21 protein-coding genes are annotated in these 19720 nt (G+C 70.5%); 6 read left to right on the forward strand and 15 right to left on the reverse strand.

Going from position 1 to position 19720, the window contains the following annotated elements; all coding sequences use genetic code 11:
• Positions 1-96: 96 nt before the first annotated feature.
• The 3 genes from sdhA to sdhC all read right to left on the reverse strand — a co-directional run bounded on the left by sdhA (position 97) and on the right by sdhC (position 2853).
• Complete coding sequence (gene sdhA, locus AC1ROY_RS32410; protein WP_493153084.1) at positions 97-1908, reverse strand: succinate dehydrogenase flavoprotein subunit; 1812 nt, start codon at positions 1906-1908, stop codon at positions 97-99.
• A 103-nt stretch (positions 1909-2011) separates the two neighbouring features.
• Entirely contained in the window at positions 2012-2410 is a 399-nt protein-coding gene (sdhD, locus tag AC1ROY_RS32415) for a succinate dehydrogenase, hydrophobic membrane anchor protein (protein WP_493153085.1), read from the reverse strand.
• A 5-nt stretch (positions 2411-2415) separates the two neighbouring features.
• The gene (gene sdhC / locus AC1ROY_RS32420; RefSeq protein WP_493153086.1) at positions 2416-2853 is read right to left on the reverse strand and encodes a succinate dehydrogenase, cytochrome b556 subunit; all 438 of its coding nucleotides are present in this window, start codon (positions 2851-2853) and stop codon (positions 2416-2418) included.
• A 268-nt stretch (positions 2854-3121) separates the two neighbouring features.
• On the opposite strand from sdhC, the gene AC1ROY_RS32425 reads away from it, so the two are divergent.
• Positions 3122-4141, forward strand: coding sequence for a Bug family tripartite tricarboxylate transporter substrate binding protein (locus AC1ROY_RS32425; RefSeq protein WP_493153087.1), 1020 nt, complete (start codon positions 3122-3124; stop codon positions 4139-4141).
• Positions 4142-4190: 49 nt separating this feature from the next.
• Positions 4191-4532 (forward strand): hypothetical protein, encoded by a 342-nt coding sequence (locus AC1ROY_RS32430; RefSeq protein ID WP_213672230.1) that lies wholly within the window; start codon positions 4191-4193, stop codon positions 4530-4532.
• A gap of 73 nt (positions 4533-4605) precedes the next feature.
• Here AC1ROY_RS32430 and AC1ROY_RS32435 read toward each other — a convergent pair whose 3' ends face one another.
• The 3 genes from AC1ROY_RS32435 to AC1ROY_RS32445 form a co-directional block, all read right to left on the reverse strand.
• Positions 4606-4863 (reverse strand): hypothetical protein, encoded by a 258-nt coding sequence (locus tag AC1ROY_RS32435; RefSeq protein ID WP_493153088.1) that lies wholly within the window; start codon positions 4861-4863, stop codon positions 4606-4608.
• Between the two features lie 358 nt (positions 4864-5221).
• Complete coding sequence (locus tag AC1ROY_RS32440) at positions 5222-5563, reverse strand: hypothetical protein (RefSeq protein ID WP_493153089.1); 342 nt, start codon at positions 5561-5563, stop codon at positions 5222-5224.
• A gap of 8 nt (positions 5564-5571) precedes the next feature.
• Entirely contained in the window at positions 5572-6975 is a 1404-nt protein-coding gene (locus AC1ROY_RS32445; RefSeq protein WP_493153090.1) for an amidase family protein, read from the reverse strand.
• Positions 6976-7100: 125 nt separating this feature from the next.
• On the opposite strand from AC1ROY_RS32445, the gene AC1ROY_RS32450 reads away from it, so the two are divergent.
• A complete protein-coding gene (locus AC1ROY_RS32450) occupies positions 7101-7469 on the forward strand; it encodes a hypothetical protein (RefSeq protein ID WP_493153091.1) in 369 nt (122 codons plus the stop codon).
• A 63-nt stretch (positions 7470-7532) separates the two neighbouring features.
• Positions 7533-9110, forward strand: a complete 1578-nt coding sequence (locus AC1ROY_RS32455) for an FAD-dependent monooxygenase (RefSeq protein WP_493153092.1) — start codon at positions 7533-7535, stop codon at positions 9108-9110.
• On the opposite strand, the gene AC1ROY_RS32460 is transcribed toward AC1ROY_RS32455, so the two are convergent.
• From AC1ROY_RS32460 to AC1ROY_RS32475, 4 genes are all read right to left on the reverse strand, one after another.
• Positions 9079-10248: an acyl-CoA dehydrogenase family protein gene (locus tag AC1ROY_RS32460; protein ID WP_493153093.1), complete on the reverse strand. Its 1170-nt coding sequence runs from the start codon at positions 10246-10248 to the stop codon at positions 9079-9081. The genes AC1ROY_RS32455 and AC1ROY_RS32460 overlap by 32 nt on opposite strands.
• Positions 10249-10386: 138 nt before the next feature.
• The gene (locus tag AC1ROY_RS32465; RefSeq protein WP_493153094.1) at positions 10387-11172 is read right to left on the reverse strand and encodes an enoyl-CoA hydratase/isomerase family protein; all 786 of its coding nucleotides are present in this window, start codon (positions 11170-11172) and stop codon (positions 10387-10389) included.
• On the reverse strand, positions 11169-12266 hold the full coding sequence (locus AC1ROY_RS32470; RefSeq protein ID WP_493153095.1) for an acyl-CoA dehydrogenase family protein: 1098 nt from the start codon (positions 12264-12266) through the stop codon (positions 11169-11171). Before AC1ROY_RS32470 ends, AC1ROY_RS32465 begins: the two co-directional genes overlap by 4 nt.
• Entirely contained in the window at positions 12263-12904 is a 642-nt protein-coding gene (locus tag AC1ROY_RS32475; RefSeq protein WP_493153096.1) for a 3-oxoacid CoA-transferase subunit B, read from the reverse strand. The genes AC1ROY_RS32470 and AC1ROY_RS32475 overlap by 4 nt, the downstream gene beginning before the upstream one ends.
• 308 nt (positions 12905-13212) lie before the next feature.
• Here AC1ROY_RS32475 and AC1ROY_RS32480 point away from each other — a divergent pair, with 308 nt between their 5' ends.
• Both AC1ROY_RS32480 and dapA read left to right on the forward strand, forming a co-directional pair.
• Entirely contained in the window at positions 13213-13635 is a 423-nt protein-coding gene (locus tag AC1ROY_RS32480) for a hypothetical protein (RefSeq protein ID WP_493153097.1), read from the forward strand.
• Complete coding sequence (gene dapA / locus AC1ROY_RS32485) at positions 13632-14609, forward strand: 4-hydroxy-tetrahydrodipicolinate synthase (RefSeq protein ID WP_493153098.1); 978 nt, start codon at positions 13632-13634, stop codon at positions 14607-14609. Before AC1ROY_RS32480 ends, dapA begins: the two co-directional genes overlap by 4 nt.
• A gap of 6 nt (positions 14610-14615) precedes the next feature.
• Here dapA and AC1ROY_RS32490 read toward each other — a convergent pair whose 3' ends face one another.
• From AC1ROY_RS32490 to der, 5 genes are all read right to left on the reverse strand, one after another.
• Complete coding sequence (locus tag AC1ROY_RS32490) at positions 14616-15428, reverse strand: alpha/beta fold hydrolase (RefSeq protein ID WP_493153099.1); 813 nt, start codon at positions 15426-15428, stop codon at positions 14616-14618.
• An 11-nt stretch (positions 15429-15439) separates the two neighbouring features.
• Entirely contained in the window at positions 15440-16123 is a 684-nt protein-coding gene (locus AC1ROY_RS32495; RefSeq protein WP_493153100.1) for a 3-oxoacid CoA-transferase subunit A, read from the reverse strand.
• 119 nt (positions 16124-16242) lie between these two features.
• A complete protein-coding gene (locus AC1ROY_RS32500) occupies positions 16243-17331 on the reverse strand; it encodes a hypothetical protein (protein WP_493153101.1) in 1089 nt (362 codons plus the stop codon).
• 46 nt (positions 17332-17377) lie between these two features.
• A complete protein-coding gene (locus tag AC1ROY_RS32505; RefSeq protein WP_493153102.1) occupies positions 17378-18190 on the reverse strand; it encodes an isocitrate lyase/PEP mutase family protein in 813 nt (270 codons plus the stop codon).
• A 166-nt stretch (positions 18191-18356) separates the two neighbouring features.
• Complete coding sequence (der, locus tag AC1ROY_RS32510) at positions 18357-19718, reverse strand: ribosome biogenesis GTPase Der (protein WP_493153103.1); 1362 nt, start codon at positions 19716-19718, stop codon at positions 18357-18359.
• Between the last annotated feature and the right edge of the window lie 2 nt (positions 19719-19720).

Raw genomic sequence — 19720 nt, forward strand, 5'->3', positions numbered from 1 at the left:
GATTCAGAGCCCGATCGGCTGAGGTTGCTTGCGACCGAAGCCGTGAATCGGTCTCTCAACGACGGCTAGGGCAGGATCCGCGAAGCGCGCCATGCCCTAGTACACCCGCGGCTTGGGCGGAAACACCTGGACCTCGTTGGTCAGCGTCCGCATCTTCACGTCGCGATAGTCGAGCCTGACCTCGCGCTTGTCGTTCACCCAGGCGAGCGTGTGCTTCATCCAGTTCACGTCGTCGCGGTCGGGGTAGTCCTCCTGGGCATGGGCGCCGCGGCTCTCGTGGCGCGCCTCGGCGCCATGGATCGTCGTCAGCGCGTTGCCGAGCAGGTTGTCGAGCTCCAGCGCCTCGACGAGGTCGCTGTTCCAGATCAGCGAGCGGTCGGCGACACGCACGTCGTCATAGCCGGCGGCGATCTTGTCCATCTTCTGCACGCCCTCCTTCAGCAGCTCGGAGGTGCGGAAGACGGCCGCGTGGTTCTGCATGGTGCGCTGCATGTTCAGCCGCAGGTCGGAGACGCTGGTGCCGCCCTTGGCGTTGCGCACGCGGTCGAGGCGGTCGAGCGCGTTCTCGCCGGCCTTGGGGGGCAGCGGCGGCTGGCTAGCGCCGGGCTTCAGCACCTCGGCGGCGCGCAGCGCGGCGGCGCGGCCGAAGACCACGAGGTCGAGCAGCGAGTTGGTGCCGAGACGGTTCGCGCCGTGCACCGAGACGCAGGCGGCCTCGCCGACGGCCATGAGGCCGGGGACGATGGCGTCCTGGTCCTGCGCCGTGGGGCGTAGCACCTCGGTGTGGATGTTCGTGGGAATGCCGCCCATGTTGTAGTGGACGGTGGGCAGCATCGGGATCGGCTCCTTCGTCACGTCCACGCCGGCGAAGATTTTTGCCGTCTCGGAGATGCCGGGCAGGCGCTCGTGCAGCAGGGCCGCGCCGAGATGCTCCAGATGCAGGTAGATGTGGTCCTTGAGCGGGCCGACGCCGCGGCCCTCGCGGATCTCCATGGACATCGCGCGCGACACGACGTCGCGCGACGCCAGGTCCTTCGCGGTCGGGGCGTAGCGCTCCATGAAGCGCTCGCCCTCGGAATTGGTGAGGTAGCCGCCCTCGCCGCGCGCGCCTTCGGTGACGAGGCAGCCGGAGCCGTAGATGCCGGTCGGGTGGAACTGCACGAACTCGTTGTCCTGCAGCGGCAGGCCGGCGCGCAGGACCATGCCGCCGCCATCGCCCGTGCAGGTGTGCGCGGAGGTGCAGGAGAAATAGGCGCGGCCGTAGCCGCCCGTCGCCATCACCACGCTCTGCGCGCGGAAGCGGTGGATCGTGCCGTCCTCGAGGTTCCAGGCCGTGACGCCGCGGCAGACGCCCTCGTCGTCCATGATGAGGTCGAGCGCGATGTACTCGACGAAGAACTCGCAATTGGCCTTCAGCGACTGCTGGTAGAGCGTGTGCAGGATCGCATGGCCGGTGCGGTCGGCCGCGGCGCAGGCGCGCATGGCCGGCGTCTTGCCGTAGTCCTGCATGTGGCCGCCGAAGGGACGCTGGTAGATGCGGCCGTCCTCGGTGCGGGAGAAGGGCACGCCGTAGTGCTCGAGCTCGATGATGGCCGGCACCGCCTCGCGGCACATGTACTCGATGGCGTCCTGGTCGCCGAGCCAGTCCGACCCCTTCACGGTGTCGTACATGTGCCAGCGCCAATCGTCCTCGCCCATGTTGCCGAGCGCCGCGCCGACGCCGCCCTGGGCCGCGACCGTGTGCGAGCGCGTGGGAAACACCTTGGTGATGCAGGCCGTCTTGAGGCCGGCTGCGCCCATGCCGAAGGTGGCGCGCAGCCCCGCGCCGCCGGCGCCGACGACGACAACGTCGTAGGTGTGGTCCACGACGCGATAGGCGCCGAAGGAGGGCTTGCTGATGGCGTTCATCGACCCGATCCGCTCTCTGGCGCGTCGGCAATGGCCCTCGCGCCCCAAATGACCCGCCGGAACATGCCGGCCTCAGAAATGGCGGCGCGAGGCCGCCGTGAACTCACAGCGCAAAGGCGATGCGCAGCACCGAGAAGCCGCAGGCCAGCGCGAGGATGGCGCAGGCAGCCTTCACGACGAGCAGCGCCGCGATGCGCTGGAACTCGTTGCGCACATAGTCCTCGATGACGACCTGCAAACCCGCCGCCATGTGGTGGAAGGTCAGCAGGATGAGCGCGATCAGCAGGACCGCGTTCAGCGGCGTCGCGATCCAGAGCAGCGTCTCCAGATAGGTGGTGCCGGCGAGGCCGATCATGCTCAGCACGAACCAGATCGTCAGCGGCAGCAGCGCGATCGAGGTGACGCGCTGCATCCACCAGTGGTGCGTGCCGGCCTTGGCCGAGCCGAGGCCGCGGACCCGCCCGAGCGGGGTGCGCATGGCGTGGGAGGAGTTTTCGGCCATGGCGCTCAGCCCCAGAATGCGATGGCGAGGAGCCAGGTCAGCACCGTCAGCACGCCCGTGCCGATCAGCACCGCGCGGCCGGTCCTGTAGACGGTCGGGATCTCGAAGCCGAAGCCCGCGTCCCAGGCCAGGTGCCGGAGGCCGGCCAGCGTGTGGTACCAGGCGGCCGCGGTCAGCCCGAAGAGGATCAGGATGCCCAGGAAGGAGGACATGAACCACTGCACGCGGGCGAAGGCGACCTCGCCGGTGGCGGCGGCCATGAGCCACCAGGCCAGCAGCAGGGTGCCGGCGGCCCAGCCGCAGCCCGTGATGCGATGCATGATCGAGGTGAAGCTCGTCATCTGCATCATGTCGTAGGCCTGCAGATGCGGGGAGAGCGGGCGGCGAACGATCTTGCCGTCCGTGCGGCGGCCGATCATGCCGGCCTCGCGCGGGTCACTCATGCGCTCAGCGCCTTCATCTCGGATGAACTCCAGCCATGGCTGATTTGCGGAGCTTTTCTAGGCGTGCCTTCGCAGTTGCGTCAATCCGACGCGGGTGCGCCGGAAGTGCTTCTGCTCATTGCGAATAACTCGCAATTCGGTGCGCGAAGACCCCGGCGCAAGGCCTTCGGTGCCGACCCCGTCAAATTCTACATTGACCCGGCCCATATGTGACGTGACTGTGCCAACCCAATCAGAACCGGAGGTTTCTCTCCGGCAGGAAAGCCTCGTGACGCTGCTTCGCCTCCACCTGCTGATCGGCTGCGTGCTGAGCCTCGCGCTCTCGGCCACGGTTGCCCTCGCGCAGGCCGGCTCCGCCATGCCCGGTCCCGCGACATTCCCTGGCGCGGCCCCTCGGGTTGACGAGCGCGAGCCGATCCGCCTGCTGGTCGGCCTGCCGCCAGGCAGCGGCGTGGACCGGATCTCGCGCGTCTTCGCCGAGGGGCTGAGCCAGCGCCTCTTCCGCCCCGTGAACGTCGAGAACCGAACCGGCGCCCGCGGCAACGTCGCCGGCGAGGAGCTGGCGCGCGCGACACCCGACGGCAACACGCTCGGCGTCGTGACCGCGACGACGATGATCCTGAACCGCCACCTGTCGCGCCAGCTGGGCTATGACCCACAAGCAGACCTGACCCCCATAAGCCGCTTCGCGAGCTTGCCTCTGCTCGTGCTCGGCGGGCCCGGCCAGGGGGTGCGCACCATCGCCGAGCTGATCGAGGTTTTGAAAACCAGACCAAGCACTTGCGGCACTCCGGGCGCGGGCACGGCGCAGCACCTGGCGCTGGAATTGCTCATCAGATCGGTGGGTGCCCGATGCGACTTCGTGCATTTCCGGGGGATCGCCGGCGCACTTCCGGAATTGCTCGACGGGGGTGTCCAGGTCTATGTGGAGTCTGCTGTCATCGGATTGCCACTGGTGCGGGAAGGGCGGGTCAGATTGCTGGCCGTGACATCCCGCGTTCGGTCGGCCCTTCTGCCCGAGACCCCGACAGTGGCGGAGACGGTCGCCGGCTACGAAGCCGAGACCTGGCTCGCGCTGATGGGGCCGCGCGGACTGGCTGATTCCGTCCTGGTCAAGCTCGAGGAAGCAGCCATTGCGGTGGCGCGCGACGCCGCGGTGGTTCGGAGATTGCGGGCGCTCTCCGCGGAACCCATCGGGGGGACGCGGACAGAACTCGCGGCTACGATCCGCGCGCAGGATTCCATTTGGGGGCCGGTGGCTAGAGCCGCCGGAGTGACCGCTGATTGACGCTGCCATCCAAGCCACCATTCCCCGCAAGCTCGGCTTCAAGCCCGGCATGGTGTGCTCCGTCCTCGAACCGCCGGCCGGGCTCAAGCACGGCCTGCCGGCCACCTCGGCCTCCGAGCCGGAACTGATCCTGGCCTTCGCGTCGGACCGCGCCTCGCTGGGCCGCGTCGCAGCGCGCGCGCTGGATCTCTACGGGGTCGGTGGGCGGCTGTGGTTCGCCTATCCGAAGAAGAACGGCCCCGTCCGCTCCGACCTTGACCGCGACCATGGCTGGGAGCCGCTGACCCAGGCCGGGCTGCTGCCGGTGACGCAGGTCGCGCTGGACGCCACCTGGTCGGCGCTGCGCTTCCGCCTGCGGGAAGAGATTCCGACGCTGGCGCGCAAAGCCTGAGGGCCTTCCGGCACGGGACATGAAAACGGGGCCGCGAGGCCCCGTTTTTCGTTTCGGGATGGGCGAGTCGCGCTCAGCGCGCGCAGCTCGCGGGGCCGGCCTTGCCCTTGCTGCGGGCTACTATGTTCCGATAGGCCAGCACCGCCGGGCTGTCGCCCCAGCCCCGCAGGCTGCCGAGCCAGTCGCGCGTCTGGGTGAGGGCGCCGGCATCCGCCGCGATGCAGACCGGCAGCCGGGCGACGGTGGTCGGCAGCGCGTGGCCGGCCGGACCCATCAGCGGCAGGATCGCCAGGCAGGTTCCGGCAAGGATCAGGGGCAGGGTGCCACGCATCTTCGAAACGCTCCGCTCGGTCGGTCCGGCCTGGAGTGCGGGCTTCGAGGAGTGGCGCGCTTCGGATGTTCCGAAATACGACAATCGTCGAAATTTTGACAATCCAAGCCCGGCATGGCTGCCGAAGATCCTGTTCGGGGCAGGCCTCGCCGCTGGGCCCATGCTATGCGGGTATTTTTGGGGATAAGCAAGATATAAAAATAAATCTTCGCGTCTTATCTCTAATTTAAGACGATCTCAGTCTTCGATCCTCGGGGATGGCGAGCCTGAACTCGCCTTAGGGTTGCATGCCTGGGGCGAGGCGGGAGCTCGTCACGGATCACCTCGCGTGATTGGCCGATCGGAATGGCGTGCCGGCTCAGCGGCTGGCCTGGAGACCGTTCGGCTGCACGATCAGGGTGGGATTGGCGCAGACGTCCATCCCGGCCATCTCGGCCGCTCGGCCGTTCACGAAGACCACGCGCACGGCGTTGATCCCCGGCCGCACCACGACGGACTGCGTCCCGCCCGTGGGCAGGATGCCCGGCGCCAGATAGTCGCGCCCCCAGTCAGACGGCCCGGCCGTGCTGACATAGAGCTGCTCGACCGCGACCGGAGCCGCGTTGCGCACCTGGATGCGCCCGTCGCAGCCGAGCGTTCCGCCGGAGGGCGGGACCGCGCAGGCGGCGAGAAGCAACGGCAGGAGCAGGAGGGCGCGCATGGTCTTCTCTAATCCCAGTCCGGGTCGATGGGCGAGGGGGGCGCGCCTCCCGCCGCGATGTCCTCGCCCGCCGCGAGCAGCAGGTCCTCGCGGTAGCGACCGCCGAGGAGCTGCACGCCCACCGGCGCCTTGCCCACCATCCCCGTCGAGACGGTCAGCCCCGGCAGGCCCATCAGCGGCAGGCCGACCTGCACCAGCTGCGCCTCGATGATCGCGGAAAAAGCCTCGGCGCCGCCCTGGTCGGCGTGGTTGGCGAAGGGGAGCTCGCCCGAAACAGGGACGATCACCACCGGGTAGCGCTCGAAGAACAGCATCCAGGCGCGGAGGAAGCCCATCCGCGCCGTCAGCGCGTCCTGGAACTCGATGAGGCTGGGTTGCTGGCTCAGCGCGGTCATGTGGCCGAAGATCGCGAGCGAGGCCGCCTCGCCCTCGCGCTCCGCCATCGCCATTCCGCCGCGCGGCAGCATCGCGAGCCAGAGCTGCGCCTGCAGCCGCGCGGGTTCGCGCAGCGGCGGCACCTCGGCGACCTCCTCGACCTCCCAGCCGGCGGCGAGCAGCCGCGCGGCCGCGTCGCGCAGGGCCGCGGCGACCGGCGGCGCGACCTTCATTCCCTCGGGCGCCACGCAGAGCGCCGCGCGCTTCGGCGCCGGCGGGCCCTCCAGCGGCGCCGGCACCCACCAGGGGTCGCGCACGTCGCGCGCGCTCATCGCCGCGAGCGCGAGCCGCAGGTCGGGGATGGTCCGCGCCAGGGGGCCGCTGACCGCCATGAGCTGCGGGCCGATGTCCCGGTCGGGCAGGCTCGGATTCCAGGCGGGGATGCGCCCGAGCGTGGGCCGCAGCCCGTGGATGCCGCAGGCATAGGCCGGGTAGCGCACCGAGCCGCCGATATCCGTGCCGTGACCGATCGCGCCGATGCCCGCCGCCGTGGCCGAGGCCGCGCCGCCCGAGGAGCCGCCGGGCGTGAGCCCCTTGTCCCGCGGGTTGTACGTCTCGCCATGGATGTCGTTCGAGGTGAACCAGCGCAGCGAGAAGGCCGGCGTGTTGGTCCGTCCGATGATGACGGCGCCGGCCTTGCGGAGATTCGAGACGACGGGGCTGTCCTCCGTCGCGCGATGATCCGCCTGGAGCTTGAGGCCGTTGGTGCTCGCGAAGCCCTTCTGGTCCGTGTTCACCTTCACCGTGACGGGTACGCCGGCCAGAAGCCCGGCCGTTTCGCCGCGCGCGATGGCCTGGTCCACCGCATCGGCCGCGGCCAGAGCCTCTTCCGGCATGGTCTGCACGACGGCGTTGAGTCGCGGGTTCACCGCGTCGAGTCGTGCGAGCGCGGAGAGGGTCACCTCGCGCGCCGAGATCTCGCGGGATTGGACGCGCCGCGCCACTTCCGTCGCATCCAACCGCCAGAGATCGGGCATCGCGTGCTCCTTCGGATCCATTCGTGATCCTTCGGCATGGGAAGGTTCCTGGTCAACCTGTCGCGGTCATGTATCCTGCGCCGCGGATCGGCCGAGGGGGCAGGGGTATGGAAGCTGGCGCGACGATGCGGGTCGATCCGCAGGCGGATCGACGCAGGCTGGTGATGCGCTTCGCGATCAGCACCAACGGCCCCGCCTTCATGGCCGCGATGCAGGGCTGGATGGACCAGCACCCCGAGGCCGTGGGCTACGACTGGCTCTACGACATGCGCATCTATCACGGCACCGTCAGCCACGACGACATGACGCAGTTCGCCCGCGCCTATGCCAGGATCGCCGACACCAGCGACACCGGCCGCTACGCGATCTTCGTCTCGTCGGACCCCGGCTTGCCGCTGTGGATCCGCGCCTGCGCGCTGCATTTCCCGCGGCGGATCTTCACGGTGGTGCGGACCATGGCCGATGCGGAGAAGCTGCTGCGGCGCGAGTCCTAGGCTTCCAGGTCCTTTGCATGAGGTTGCGGCGACGCGACGGAGCATGATGCATCGGAGGCACGGATGACCGACGAAGGGGAGATTCCGGTTCTCATTTCCGGCGCGGGGCCCACGGGGCTTTCCCTCGCCGTCACCCTGCGCCTGCACGGCATCCCCGTGCGCCTCGTCGACCGCAACCTGGAGCCCGCCGCGGTCTCGAAGGCGCTGGCGGTCTGGAGCGCCAGCCTCGAGGCGCTGGAAACCATGGGCGTGGTCCATCACTTCGAGAAGGCGGGCGTGCGCCTGAAATCGCTCATCGCGGGCGACGGGGCGAAACGCCTTGCCAGCCTGGCGGTCGGCGACGGCATCGACAGCCCCTATCCCTATCCGCTGCTCCTTCCCCAGTCGCGCACCGAAGCGCTCCTCGCCGGGCGCCTCGCCGAACTGGGCGGCGCCATCGAGCGCGGCGCCGAGCTCGTCGGCTTCTCCCAGGACGCGACCGGGGTTCAGGCCACGCTGAAGCACGCCGGCGGCGGGGAGGAGACCGTCCGCGCCCGGTATCTCGTCGGCGCGGACGGCGCGCGCAGCCTCGTACGCCATGCGCTGGACATTGACTTCGAGGGCTATACCGAGCCGCAGATGTTCGTCCTGGGCGACGTGAAGATCGACGGCGGGGCGCTCGACCGCCAGAGCATCTACATCTGGTGGCACCATGGCGGCACGGTCGCCCTCTTCCCCTTCGAGGACGAGGTCTGGCGCATCTTCACCGTGCGCCCGGACGCGGAGGACGACAGCACGCCCACGCTGGAGGAGCTTCAGGGCTACATGGATCGCCACGGGCCTCCGGGCGCCCGCCTGCGCGAGCCGAGCTGGCTCTCCGTCTTCCGCACCAACGAGCGCCTGGCGGAGAAGTACCGCGTCGGCCGCGTCTTCCTTGCGGGCGATGCCGCCCATATCCACAGCCCGGCCGGCGGCCAGGGCATGAACACCGGCATGCAGGACGCCGTGAATCTCGGCTGGAAGCTCGCCCATGTGCTCACCGGCAAGGGAGATGCGGAGCTCCTCCTCGAGAGCTACGAGGCGGAGCGGCGGCCGATCGCCCGGGAGGTGATCAAGGGCGCGGCCCAGAAACTCCATGCGGCCTTCGCCTCCAGCCGGGTGGCGCAGTTCGTGCGCGACATCGCCGTCACCATCGTCGGCAACCTGCCGGCGGCGCAGAGGAAGCTCCAGCTGGAGCTGTCGGAGACCAACATCATCTACGAGGACGGCCCCCTCGTCGCGCTCGGCGCCCCGCCACGCCGGCCGGCGCGCACGGAGGTGGGCACGCGGGCGCGCGACGCGCAGCTCGCGGATCCGCGGACCGGCGGGGCGACCACGCTGTGGCCGCTGCTCTGCGGCACGCATCATACCCTGCTGCTGTTCCCCGGGGCGGCGCCGATCGCGGTGGACGCGCTCCTCGCCGGGACGAACGGGGCAGTGAGGGTGGTCGAGATCGGTCCCGATCCGGCGGCGCGGGAACGCTATCGCATGAGCAGGCCCGGCTGGGTCCTGGTGCGCCCCGACCATGTGGTCGCGGCGCGCGGCGCCGCGGAGGACCTGGCTCCGCTCGCGCGCTACGTCGAGCGGGTGATCAGCCCGGCAGCTCCAGCACGTTCTTGCTGATGATGTTGCGCTGGATCTCGTTGGTGCCGCCGTAGATCGAAGTTGGCCGCGCCTGGATGTAGAGCGCGCCGGGATTGAGGTTCCGGTTGCCCTCCATCGGTCCGAAGAGCCCGGCATTCTCGCCGGCGATCTCCAGCATCGTCTCGGTGATGCGCTGGAAGAGCTCGGACTGGATGACCTTGAGCTGCGAGACGTCGGCGCCGAGCGGGCGGCCCTGCTTCAGCACCTCGACATAGCGGCCGTAGAGGGCCTTGAGGTCCTCCAGGTCGCAGCGGTGGCGCGCGTAGCGCTCCTGGAAGGACGCCTCGTCGGCCACGCCCATGCGCTCGGCGAGCTGCTTCAGCCGGGTCAGCGCATAGGCGCTCTGGCGCGGTGAGCCGAGGTAGATGCGCTCGAAGGAGAGCAACGCCTTGGCCATGTCCCAGCCCTTGTTGAGCTGGCCGACCAGGTTGGCCTTCGGCACCTTCACGTTGTCGAAGAAGACCTCGCAGAACTCGTCATGCATCTCGAGGTTGATGATGGGGCGCACGGTGATGCCGGGCGTGGTCATGTCCACGAGGAGGAAGGAGATGCCCTCCTGCTTCTTCGCCGCCTTGTCGGTGCGGACCAGGAGGAAGATCCAGTTGGCGTCCTGCGCCAGCGTGGTCCAGATCTTCTGGCCGTTCACGACATAGTGGTCGCCGGCGTCCACGGCCTCGGTGCGGAGGGAGGCCAGATCCGATCCGGAGTTCGGCTCGGAATAGCCCTGGCACCAGATGTGCTCGCCGCTCAGGATCTTGGGCAGGTAGTGCTGCTTCTGCTCCTCGGTGCCGTAACGGATGACCAGCGGGCCCAGCATGATGATGCCGTGGTCGTTGCAGCGGGCGCAGCCGTGGCGCTCCAGCTCCTCGGTGAAGATGATCTGCTTGGCGGGGGCGAGGCCCAGGCCGCCGAACTCGCGCGGCCAGCCTGGGCAGAGCCAGCCCTTCTCGGCCAGCTTGAAGTACCAGGCCTTGTTCTCGTTCCAGTGGAGGCGCTTTTCCGGATTGCGGATCTCGGCGGGGTAGTTGGCCTCGATCCAGGCGCGGATATGCGCGCGGAAGGCGTCGTCGGGGAGGGCGTTGAGGTCTTCGGGCTCGCGGCCGGTGATGGCGTTCATGTTCTTTCCTCTCGGTTGCGAGGGGCTCTGCCCCTCGCGCTCCCCGCCAGGGCTTTTGGCCCTGGACCCTTTTACGAATGAAGGTCCAGGAAACGAGTTTCCTGGTGGGGGAGTTTGAGGGGGCAAAGCCCCCTCAATCTACTTCCCCTTGAACTCGGGCTTCCGCTTCTCGAGGAACGCCGCGCGCCCCTCCTTGAAATCCTGCGTCACGAAGAGCGCCGCCTGGAAATCCACCTCGCGCGCCAGCGCGCGCTCCAGCTCGTCCGCGAACCACTGCTTCGTGTAGGCGATCGGCAGCGGCGCCTCCTTGGCGAGGAACTGCGCCTTTTCCATCGCCACCTCCAGCGCCTTGCCCGGCGGCACGACGTAGTCCACCAGGCCGATCTGCTTCGCCTCGCTGCCGAGATACTGCGTGTGGTGCAGCAGCATATCGCGTGCCCGGCCGACGCCGATGCGCGCCGGCAGCAGCGCCGGCATGCCCATGTCCGCCATCAGCCCGATCTTGTGGAAGCCCGCCATGAAGCGCGCATCATCCGCGGCCACGATCGTGTCGCAGAGCAGCGCGAGCGAGAGGCCTGCGCCCACCGCCCAGCCCTCGACAGCGGCCACCATCGGAAGGTTGCCGCGCGCCATGATGCGCACCATCCGGTGCGTGCGGCGCATGCGCTCGCGCCCGTCATAGGCGCTGTCGATGTCCATGCCGGAGATGTCGCCGCCGGCGGAGAAGGTGCCCTCGGATCCCGTGAGGATCAGCGCTCGTATGCTGCTGTCGGCGCTGGCGCGCTCGATCGCGTCCTCCAGCTCCTTGCGGAGCGGCACGGCGAGCGCGTTGCGGCGGGCGGGGTAGTCGAGCGTCAGCACCAGCACGGGGCCGTGACGCTCCTCGGCGATCCGCATGCGTGGCGCGTCGGGCATGTCGTTCATTCTTCGGTCTCCGGCGCGAGGGCCATGAAGCGCTTCCGGTGCAGCGCGGCGCCGCCGAGGGCGGGCGCCTGCACCATCGCGCGGCGCATGTAGAGGCCGACGTCGTAGTCGTCGGTGTAGCCGATGCCGCCGTGCAGCTGCACGCAGGCCTGGGCGACGAGCATGCCGGCCTCGCTGGCGCGCGCCTTGGCGCGGCTGACGATGGCTTGCGCGGCCTCGCCGGCGGCGCCGTCGTCCAGCGCGGCGGCGGCCTGCTCGACGGCAGCGCGGGTAAGGGCCACCTGCATCTTCGCATCCGCCGCCTTGTGCTGCAGCGACTGGAAGGTGCCAATGATCTTGCCGAACTGCTGCCGCGTGCGGAGGTAGTCCAGCGTCATCGCGAAGGACACCTCCATGCCGCCGAGCAGTGAGGCCGCGGTGGCGAGCGCGGCGCGATCCAGCGCCTCGGCGAGCGCGGCCTTCACGTCGTCGGCGATGTGCGTACCCGGGCCGTGGCCGGTCCAGGGCTTCGGCACGATGGTGCCGAGATGGCCGCCGTCCTGCGTGGATTCGACCGTGATCTCGACCTGGTCGCGCGTCAGCACGTGCAGCATCACGCTGCTGCCGTCGGCGACGGGCCAGAGGATATGCGTGGCGCCGGCCGCCATGGGCACGAAGGCGCGTGCACCGTCCGCCGTCGAGGCCAGCGACAGCGTGTTCGCGCGGTCCTGCCAGGCGGTGAGCACCACGGCCTCGCCGGCGAGCAGCTGCCCCAGCAGTTCCGTGGCATCGGCGGCCGCGAGCAGATGCGCCGAGAGCGCGCAGCCGATCAGCGGCTCCGGCGCCAGCGCGCGGCCCATCTCCTCGGCCAGCGCGACCATCTCGCCCATGCCGAGGCCGGTGCCGCCCGCGTCTTCCGACACGGCAAGGCCGATCCAGCCCGCCTCGCCCATCTGGCGCAGCAGTCCGGGGTCGAATCCCGGCTCCGTGAAGCGCAGCTTGCGGATGCGCGCGAGGTCGGCGCCGAGCAGCCCGCGCGCGGAATCGCGGATCATTCCGATGCTCTCGGCGCGATCGCCCGCGAAGGGCGCCACGCCGGCGGCGGAGGCGCTCATGCTCGGGTGTGGAGCTTGGCGGAGCTCTTGGCCTGCAGCTCTTCCAAGCTGATCCCGTCCGCTATGTCGCGCACGACGAAGCCGAGGCCCTGCACCACGTCCAGCACGGCGAGGTTGGTGTAGACGCGCGACACGTTGCCCAGCGCCGTCAGCGGGTAGCCGCACTTCTCGACGATCTTCGAGCGGCCGTCCTTGGTCGTGTGGTCCATCACCACCCAGAGCCGCTTGGCGCCGGCGCCGAGATCCATCGCGCCGCCGACCGCGGGCGCCGTGTCGTTCTCGCTGGTCGCCCAGTTGGCGAGGTCGCCGTTCTCCGCCACCTCGAAGCCGCCGAGCACGCAGAGGTCGATATGCCCGCCGCGGATCATCGCGAAGCTGTCGGCATGGTGGCAAAAGGAGCCGCCCGGACGCAGCGTCACGAACTGCTTGCCGGCATTGATCAGCCAGGGCGTCTCCTTGCCCTTCTCGGGGGCGGGGCCCATGCCCAGCACGCCGTTCTCCGACTGGAAGATGACCTCGCGCTCGAGCGGCACCTCGTTGGCGATCAGCGTCGGCATGCCGATGCCCAGATTGACCACCCAGCCCTCGGGAATATCGGCGGCGGCCTTGGCGGCCATGTCGGTGCGGCTGTAGGGCATTTGGGGGTCCTCCTTAGGCTGTCGAAGCTAAGCCCGCGAGGCGCGCAGGTCCAGCGTGGCGCCGGGTTCAAACCCGTCCGGAGCTGGGATGGATGGCCGAGGGCCGGTCGTTGCTGGCTAGGAAGCGGACGAAGCCGGTGCTGAGGCACCGGCGAGCGCCGCTGACGCCGCCAGCGGCGACCGGAACCGGCCAGACGCCCGGCGCCGGATGGGTTTGAACCTTGATGCGCCGCTTACGGAACGGGGGTGCGAACCGCATCGCGCCGTGACGCCCGATGCGCGCAGTTTGGCGGCATGGAGAGGACCCCATGCCAGACCCTGATCACCCCGCCCATTTCAACCCCCTCGGCGACCTTCTCGACCTTGTCGAGGCCAAGCCCGAGGACCGATTAATGCTCGTGCACGGCGGACCGGAGCTGCTCTGCTCCGCGCTGCGCCACGGCTGCCGCTCTGCGGTGAGCCTGGCCACGCCGCCGCGCCATCCGGAACCCGCCGACCTCGTGGTCGCGGAAGACGTCGCCAGCCAGGCCGAGGCCGTCGCCGTGGCCGAGAGCGCCCGCCGTGCGCTGGGCCGCGATGGAAGGCTCGCTTTGATGCTGCGGGGCACCGCCGCCAAGGCGACACGCGGCCTGCGCCAGCGACTGTACGAGTACGGCTTCTCCCGCGTGCGGCGCCGTGCCGGTGCTGACGGCGCGGTGCTGCTGCTTTGCCGCTACGGAGCGGCCCGATGAGCGGCCCTGCTTCCTTCGCCGGGCTGCGCGGCTCCATCCCCGCCCTGGTGACCCCCTTCGATCCGGACTCGCTGGAGCCGGACCTCTCCGCCCTCGCGCACCTGGCCGACCGCGCCGTGCTGCGTGGCGCCGCGGCGCTCGTCGTCTGCGGCACCACGGGCGAGGCGCCCGCGATGCGGCCCGAGGAGCAGGCGCGCGCCCTGCACGCCGTCGTCGAATCCGTGGCCGGCCGCGTGCCCGTCATCGCCGGGATCGGCGCGCCCTGCACGGAAGCCGCCGTGGCCCTGGCCGAGGCTGCGGGCCATGCCGGAGCCTCCAGCCTGCTGGTCTCCGCGCCGCCCTATGTGCGGCCCGGGCAGGAAGGGCTGCGCGCGCATGTCCGCGCCGTGGTCTCGCGCAGCGGATTGCCGGTGATGCTCTACGACGTGCCCTCGCGCGCCGCCGTCGCCTTCTCGGACGAGACCGTCGCCCGGCTCTGGGAGGAGGGCGCGATCGCCGCGATCAAGGACGCGACATCAGATCTCGCGCGGCCCACGCGGCTGCGCCGGCTCTGCGGCGAGGATTTTTTGCAGTTTTCCGGCGATGACGGCACGGCCGCGGCGCATCTGGCCATGGGGGGCATGGGCTGCGTCTCGGTGACGGCCAATGTCGTGCCCGCCCTCTGCGCCGCGCTCGACGACGCATGGCGGGCCGGCGACCTGGACCGCTTCGCCGAGCTGCGCGACCTGCTGGCCCCACTGCACGCGGCGCTCTTCGCCGAGACCAATCCGGTGCCGGTGAAGGCGGCACTGCACCTGCTCGGCCTGTGCCCGCCCACGCCGCGCCTGCCGCTGCTGAGGGCCGGCGAGGCGACGCTGGCGCTGCTGGCACGCGCTATGGTGGACATCACGCCGCAGGAGGAAACGCGGGCCCGCGCCATGGCCCGGGCCCGCGAGCTGAAGGCGGCGCTGCACTGGCGCCGGCCGGCGGCGTAGAGCCGCCTATCCCTGGCTTTCGATGAATTCGGCGATCAGGGCTGTGACCTCCGCCGGTCGATCCAGGCTCGGCAGGTGGGCCGTGCCGGACAGCGCCTGGAACCCACCGTTCGGAACCATTTCTGCGATATGGCGGCAGCGGTCCTGGATATAGGGGAATTCGAGATCGCCGCAGATCACCAGCGATGGCATCGCGACCTCGCCCAGGCGAGGGTAGGCGGGCGCGGTATCGAGGCTCGGCCCGGCCGGCGGCGCCCGCAGCGCGACGCCGTTCATCTCGAGGAAGAGCTCGCGCGGCGTGCCTGTGACGCGACCTTCGGGCGCCAGCGGCCCGTCCAGGAACAGGCGGGCCTTCATCGCGTTCACCCGATGCAGGTCGCGGGCTTTTTCCGCTGCCTTCAGCTCGGCCATCAGGCCTTGGATGTCGGGCGGATACACCGCCTCCGGCGCGCCGCCGACGCTGGGCGAGATGAGAACCAGGGCGCGGATCCGGGAGGGATGCCGAAGGGCGGCGTCGAGCGCGATCCGTCCACCGGCCGAACAGGCGACGAGGATCGGCGGCGTGCCATCCGCCATTGCGTCGATGACTGCCATCAGGTCGGCGACATCGGAGAACGGCTCCGCTTCGGCACGCGTCTCGCCGAAGCCGCGCCGGTCATAGGCGATCGCCTTGCTGCGGGCGCCGAGGCCGTCCAGCTGCGCGCGCCACATGCGGCGATCGCAGACGGCGGCGTGCAGGAAGACCATGGGGTCGCCGCTGCCGGCGACCTCCGCAGCGAGCCCGGCGCGGCCGGAGGCAACCCGACGAGCGGTGCTCATGCGTTGCGGTCTTACGGCGCCCAGGGCGCGCCGCGATCCACCCGTACCACGCGGTTCACGTAGAGGCCCGGCGTCGCGACCGCCTCGGGATCGAGCTCGCCCAGCTCCACGATGTGCTGCGTCTGGCAGATGGTGAGCTCTGCCGCCGCCGCCATGACGGGGTTAAAATTCCGGCCGGACTGATTGTAGACGAGATTGCCCCAGCGGTCGGCCTTCCAGGCCTCGATCAGCGCGACGTCGGCCTTCAGCCAGCGCTCCATCACGTATTTGCGGCCCTCGAACTCGCGCTCCTCCTTGCCCTTGGCGAGCAGCGTGCCGTGCGAGGTCGCGGTGAAGAAGGCCGGGATGCCGGCGCCGGCGGCGCGCATGCGCTCGGCCATGGTGCCCTGGGGGACGATCTCCAGCTCGATCTTCCCCTCGCGGTACAGCTCCTCGAAGACGACGCTGCCGGCGCTGCGCGGGAAGGAGCAGATGATCTTGCGGACGCGGCCGAGCTCCATGAGCCGTGCCAGCCCGACATGCCCCGTGCCGGCATTGTTGGCGACGCAGGTGAGGTCCTTCGCGCCCTGCTCGATGAGCGCCTCGATCAGCTCGTCCGGCTGCCCCGCGCTGCCGAAGCCGCCGATGAGGACCGTGGATCCGTCCTTCACGCCCGACAGCGCCTCGGCCAGCGTGTTGACGATCTTGTTGATCATGAAGAGTTCCGCCCCCGAAGCGCCGTCTGTCGCGGCGCACGGCGCGCCGCCCTGGTTCGCGGCGGATACTGCGGTGTCGGGCCGCAATCTCCAAGAGGGGCGTCCGGACGGTCGGTCGGCTACCCGTACCGGCGCCGGCACTCCTGCAGCGCCCCATGGGCCCGGCGCGGGCCGAGCACCTTGGCGATGGTGTTGCGCGCATGCAGCGCCCGGTTCGACACGCCGTCATGGTCGCTGTCCCAGGTGAGCCGCCAGGCCTCGTCGTAGAGCCTCGCCAGCTCGGCCTTGCTCGGTTCCGCCGCCACCTGGTTCTCGACGCGCTCGATGCGCCGCATGAGCGTCGGCGGATCGCCGGGCTGGGGCTGCAGCGGCACGCGACGCTGCCCCTCGCGCTGCAGGATCGCCGCCCTGTCGAGAATGGCGGCGCGCTCCTCCTCCGGCAGCTCCAGCGGCTGCAACTGCGCATCCAGCAGCACCGCCGAGCGTCCGGAGACCAGCGCCGCGCCCCTCGTGCGCAGCCCGTCGAGCACCAGCGGCACGGTGTCGGAATCGGCCCGCTGGAAGCGGGTCCGGCCGCGGTCGTCGGGGAAGGCGAACCAGGGGCGGCCGCGCCAGGTCAGCAGGTCCACCACGCGGATGCGGCCCTTCCGGGCGCGCATCAGCCGCCGGTCCGGCGCCGCCCAGCACAGGGCCGCCAGCGCGATCGCCATCAGTCCGAAGCCGATGACGAGCAGGATGGCGACGTTCCACCAGCGCGCGGCGAGCACGCCGGCGGGCCAGTAGATCCCGATCCGGCCGAGGATGGTGCCCGCGCCCGAGGGCCGCAGGTCGAAGCGGCTGACGGTGTCGAGGGTGAGCACCGTCGGCTGCCGGTCGACGATCACCGTGGCCGTGCAGGTCCATTGGCCGGGCAGGCGGCTTCCGGCGCGCGTGCCGGCATATTCGCAGCCGCCGATGTTCACCCGGGCGCCGGGCAGGGGGCTGCCGAGCCCGGCGGCCAGCGCGGTGTCGAGAAGGAGGCCGCGACCGGCGCGGTCGAAGCCGAAATAGGCGATGAGGAGGCAGAGGCCGATGAGGAAGAGCAACGCCGCGGCGATGTAGCCCGCCATCAGCCGCGTCCGGGAGCGCCCTGCGCGAATCCGGTGCGGAGGATCGGGGAAGCCGATCCACGCCTCCAGGGTCTCGCCGTCAGGGGCCGCCTCGCTCATCTCGCGCTACGAGACCAGACCCCGCGCTGCAACGCAACGGGCGAAGTCAGTCCAGCGGCGGCAACAGTTTCGTGATCTCCGCGCTGGTCGGAACCCCGGCCATGATGTCGAAGTCGCCGGCCTTCAGCCGCCGCGCGGCGCTGACGGTCGCGCCCATGGCGACACGATAGAGCACGCCGCCCAGGGAGACGCGGCGGACGCCGGCCGCGGCCAGCACCGCCAGTGGCACCGGGCCGCTGCGCGGGCCGAAGACCACGTTCACGGGCTTCGGCGCCACCGCCTTCACCACCGCCTCGATCGCCGCCATGTCGGGCAGGCCGGGCGCGTAGAGCACGTCCGCGCCCACCTCGGCGAAGGCCTGAAGGCGGCGGATGGTGTCGTCCAGGTCCGGCCGGCCGTTGAGGAAGTTGTCGGTCCGCCCGGTCAGCACGATCTTGCCGCGCGCGGCCTTCGCGGCCGCCTTCACGCGCGCCACGGCCGCGTCGAAGCCGTGGATGGGGTCGGCCGGATTGGCCGTCGTGTCCTCGATGCCGAGGCCCGCCAGGCCGGAGGCGATGGAGGCCTCCACCGTCAGCGCGCAATCCTCGGGCGAGGGGCCGAAGCCGTCCTCCAGGTCGCCGTTCACCGGCAGGCCGGTGAGGCGGTGGATCATGGCCGCGTTCTCGATGGAGACCTCGCGGCTCAGCGCCGCGCGGCCGTCGGGCACGCCCATGGCAAAGGCGATGCCGAGCGAGGTGGAGGCGAGCGCGGGAAAGCCCTCGCACGCCAGCAGCACCGCCGAGGCGCCGTCCCATGGGTTGGGCATGACGAAGCAGCCCGTCTCGTGCAGCGCGCGGAATTTCTCGTAGGCGACGCTCATCCCGGCTTTCCTCCTCGGTGAGCGCGGAGCCTAGACGCCTGGGCGGGCGAAACTGTTCGGCGTTTTCCGAAGCGCAGCCCCGCATCGGGGCCGTTGCGGGCCCCCGTGCCGTCGTCGCGCGTCATTTTCGGGGCCGCCGGGAAGGTCCACGGCGCCTGACGGAAGCCTAGTCCTGCTCCTCGCCCGCGTAGGGATTCTCCGTCCCCCGCAGCTGCAGCCGGATCGGCACGCCAGGCATGTCGAACTCCTCGCGGAATCCGTTGAGCAGGTAGCGCTGGTACTCCTGCGGCAGCTGCTCGGCGCGGGTGCCGAAGATGGTGATGGTGGGCGGCCGCGCCTTGGGCATGGTGGCGTAGCGCAGCTTGAGGCGCCGGCCCTCGACCAGCGGGAGCTGATGCTTCTCCAGCATGTGCGCGAACCAGCGGTTCAGCGCGCCCGTGCCGATGCGGCGGTTCCAGCGCTCATGCGTGCGGCGGACGGCGGGCATCAGCTTGTCCACGCCGGCGCCCGTCGCGGCCGAGATCGGCACGACCTCCACGCCGCGCAACTGGTTCAGCGAGGTCTCCAGCGTGTCGGAGACGCGCTGGCGTGCGGCCGCGCGGTCCTCGACGGCGTCCCACTTGTTCAGCGCGATCACCACCGCGCGGCCCTCGCGCTCGGCGAGGCGGGCGATGCGGATGTCCTGCTCCTCGAGGCCCAGCAGCGCGTCGAGCACCAGGATCACCACCTCCGCCTCGCGCAGCGCGCCGATGGAGGAGGCGACGCTCATCTCCTCCAGCCGATGCGTGATGCGGGCGCGCTTGCGCATGCCGGCGGTGTCGACGATGCGGATGGGGCCGTGCTCGTCCTGCCACTGGCTGGCGATGGCATCGCGCGTCAGGCCCGGCTCGGGGCCCGTGATCATGCGCTCCTCGCCCAGCAGCGTGTTGAGCAGCGTGGACTTTCCGGCATTGGGCCGGCCGAGGATGGCGAGGCGCAGCAGCTTCGCGTCGCCCTCTTCCTCCGGCTCGGCTTCCACCTCGGGCAGGTGCTCGGCGATGGCCTCCATCAGCCCCGCGATGCCCTCGTTGTGCTCGGCCGAGACGGCGATGGGGTCGCCGAGGCCGAGCTCGTAGGCCTCCATGGCATTGGCCGCGCCGCCGCGCCCCTCGGCCTTGTTGGCGACCAGGATCACCGGCCGGTGCGCGCGCCGCAGCCAGTTGGCGAAGGCGCGGTCGGAGGCGGTGATGCCGGTGCGCGCATCCACCACGAAGACCGCGACGTCGGCCTGCTCCAGCGCGGCCTCGGAGCTCGCGCGCATGCGGCCGAAGAGGGTCTCGGGCGCGGCCTCCTCGAGGCCCGCCGTGTCCACCAGCAGGATGTCGCGGCCGCCCAGCTGGGTCAGCGCTTCCTTGCGGTCACGCGTCACGCCGGGCGTGTCGTCCACGATGGCGAGCCGCCGGCCCACCAGCCGGTTGAACAGTGAGGATTTGCCCACGTTCGGCCGGCCGAGGATGGCGACCACCGGGAGGCTGTCGCCAGCTGCCATGG

It is taken from the genome of Roseococcus sp. GW821-FHT12F05, assembly GCF_058806835.1.

Coding starts and splice junctions, on each gene's coding strand:
- sdhA (WP_493153084.1), bottom strand. CDS start 1,908: ATGAACGCCATCAGCAAGCCCTCCTTCGGCGCCTATCGCGTCGTGGAC.
- sdhD (WP_493153085.1), bottom strand. CDS start 2,410: ATGGCCGAAAACTCCTCCCACGCCATGCGCACCCCGCTCGGGCGGGTC.
- sdhC (WP_493153086.1), bottom strand. CDS start 2,853: ATGAGTGACCCGCGCGAGGCCGGCATGATCGGCCGCCGCACGGACGGC.
- AC1ROY_RS32430 (WP_213672230.1), top strand. CDS start 4,191: ATGGTGTGCTCCGTCCTCGAACCGCCGGCCGGGCTCAAGCACGGCCTG.
- AC1ROY_RS32435 (WP_493153088.1), bottom strand. CDS start 4,863: ATGCGTGGCACCCTGCCCCTGATCCTTGCCGGAACCTGCCTGGCGATC.
- AC1ROY_RS32440 (WP_493153089.1), bottom strand. CDS start 5,563: ATGCGCGCCCTCCTGCTCCTGCCGTTGCTTCTCGCCGCCTGCGCGGTC.
- AC1ROY_RS32445 (WP_493153090.1), bottom strand. CDS start 6,975: ATGCCCGATCTCTGGCGGTTGGATGCGACGGAAGTGGCGCGGCGCGTC.
- AC1ROY_RS32450 (WP_493153091.1), top strand. CDS start 7,101: ATGCGGGTCGATCCGCAGGCGGATCGACGCAGGCTGGTGATGCGCTTC.
- AC1ROY_RS32455 (WP_493153092.1), top strand. CDS start 7,533: ATGACCGACGAAGGGGAGATTCCGGTTCTCATTTCCGGCGCGGGGCCC.
- AC1ROY_RS32460 (WP_493153093.1), bottom strand. CDS start 10,248: ATGAACGCCATCACCGGCCGCGAGCCCGAAGACCTCAACGCCCTCCCC.
- AC1ROY_RS32465 (WP_493153094.1), bottom strand. CDS start 11,172: ATGAACGACATGCCCGACGCGCCACGCATGCGGATCGCCGAGGAGCGT.
- AC1ROY_RS32470 (WP_493153095.1), bottom strand. CDS start 12,266: ATGAGCGCCTCCGCCGCCGGCGTGGCGCCCTTCGCGGGCGATCGCGCC.
- AC1ROY_RS32475 (WP_493153096.1), bottom strand. CDS start 12,904: ATGCCCTACAGCCGCACCGACATGGCCGCCAAGGCCGCCGCCGATATT.
- AC1ROY_RS32480 (WP_493153097.1), top strand. CDS start 13,213: ATGCCAGACCCTGATCACCCCGCCCATTTCAACCCCCTCGGCGACCTT.
- dapA (WP_493153098.1), top strand. CDS start 13,632: ATGAGCGGCCCTGCTTCCTTCGCCGGGCTGCGCGGCTCCATCCCCGCC.
- AC1ROY_RS32490 (WP_493153099.1), bottom strand. CDS start 15,428: ATGAGCACCGCTCGTCGGGTTGCCTCCGGCCGCGCCGGGCTCGCTGCG.
- AC1ROY_RS32495 (WP_493153100.1), bottom strand. CDS start 16,123: ATGATCAACAAGATCGTCAACACGCTGGCCGAGGCGCTGTCGGGCGTG.
- AC1ROY_RS32500 (WP_493153101.1), bottom strand. CDS start 17,331: ATGAGCGAGGCGGCCCCTGACGGCGAGACCCTGGAGGCGTGGATCGGC.
- AC1ROY_RS32505 (WP_493153102.1), bottom strand. CDS start 18,190: ATGAGCGTCGCCTACGAGAAATTCCGCGCGCTGCACGAGACGGGCTGC.
- der (WP_493153103.1), bottom strand. CDS start 19,718: ATGGCAGCTGGCGACAGCCTCCCGGTGGTCGCCATCCTCGGCCGGCCG.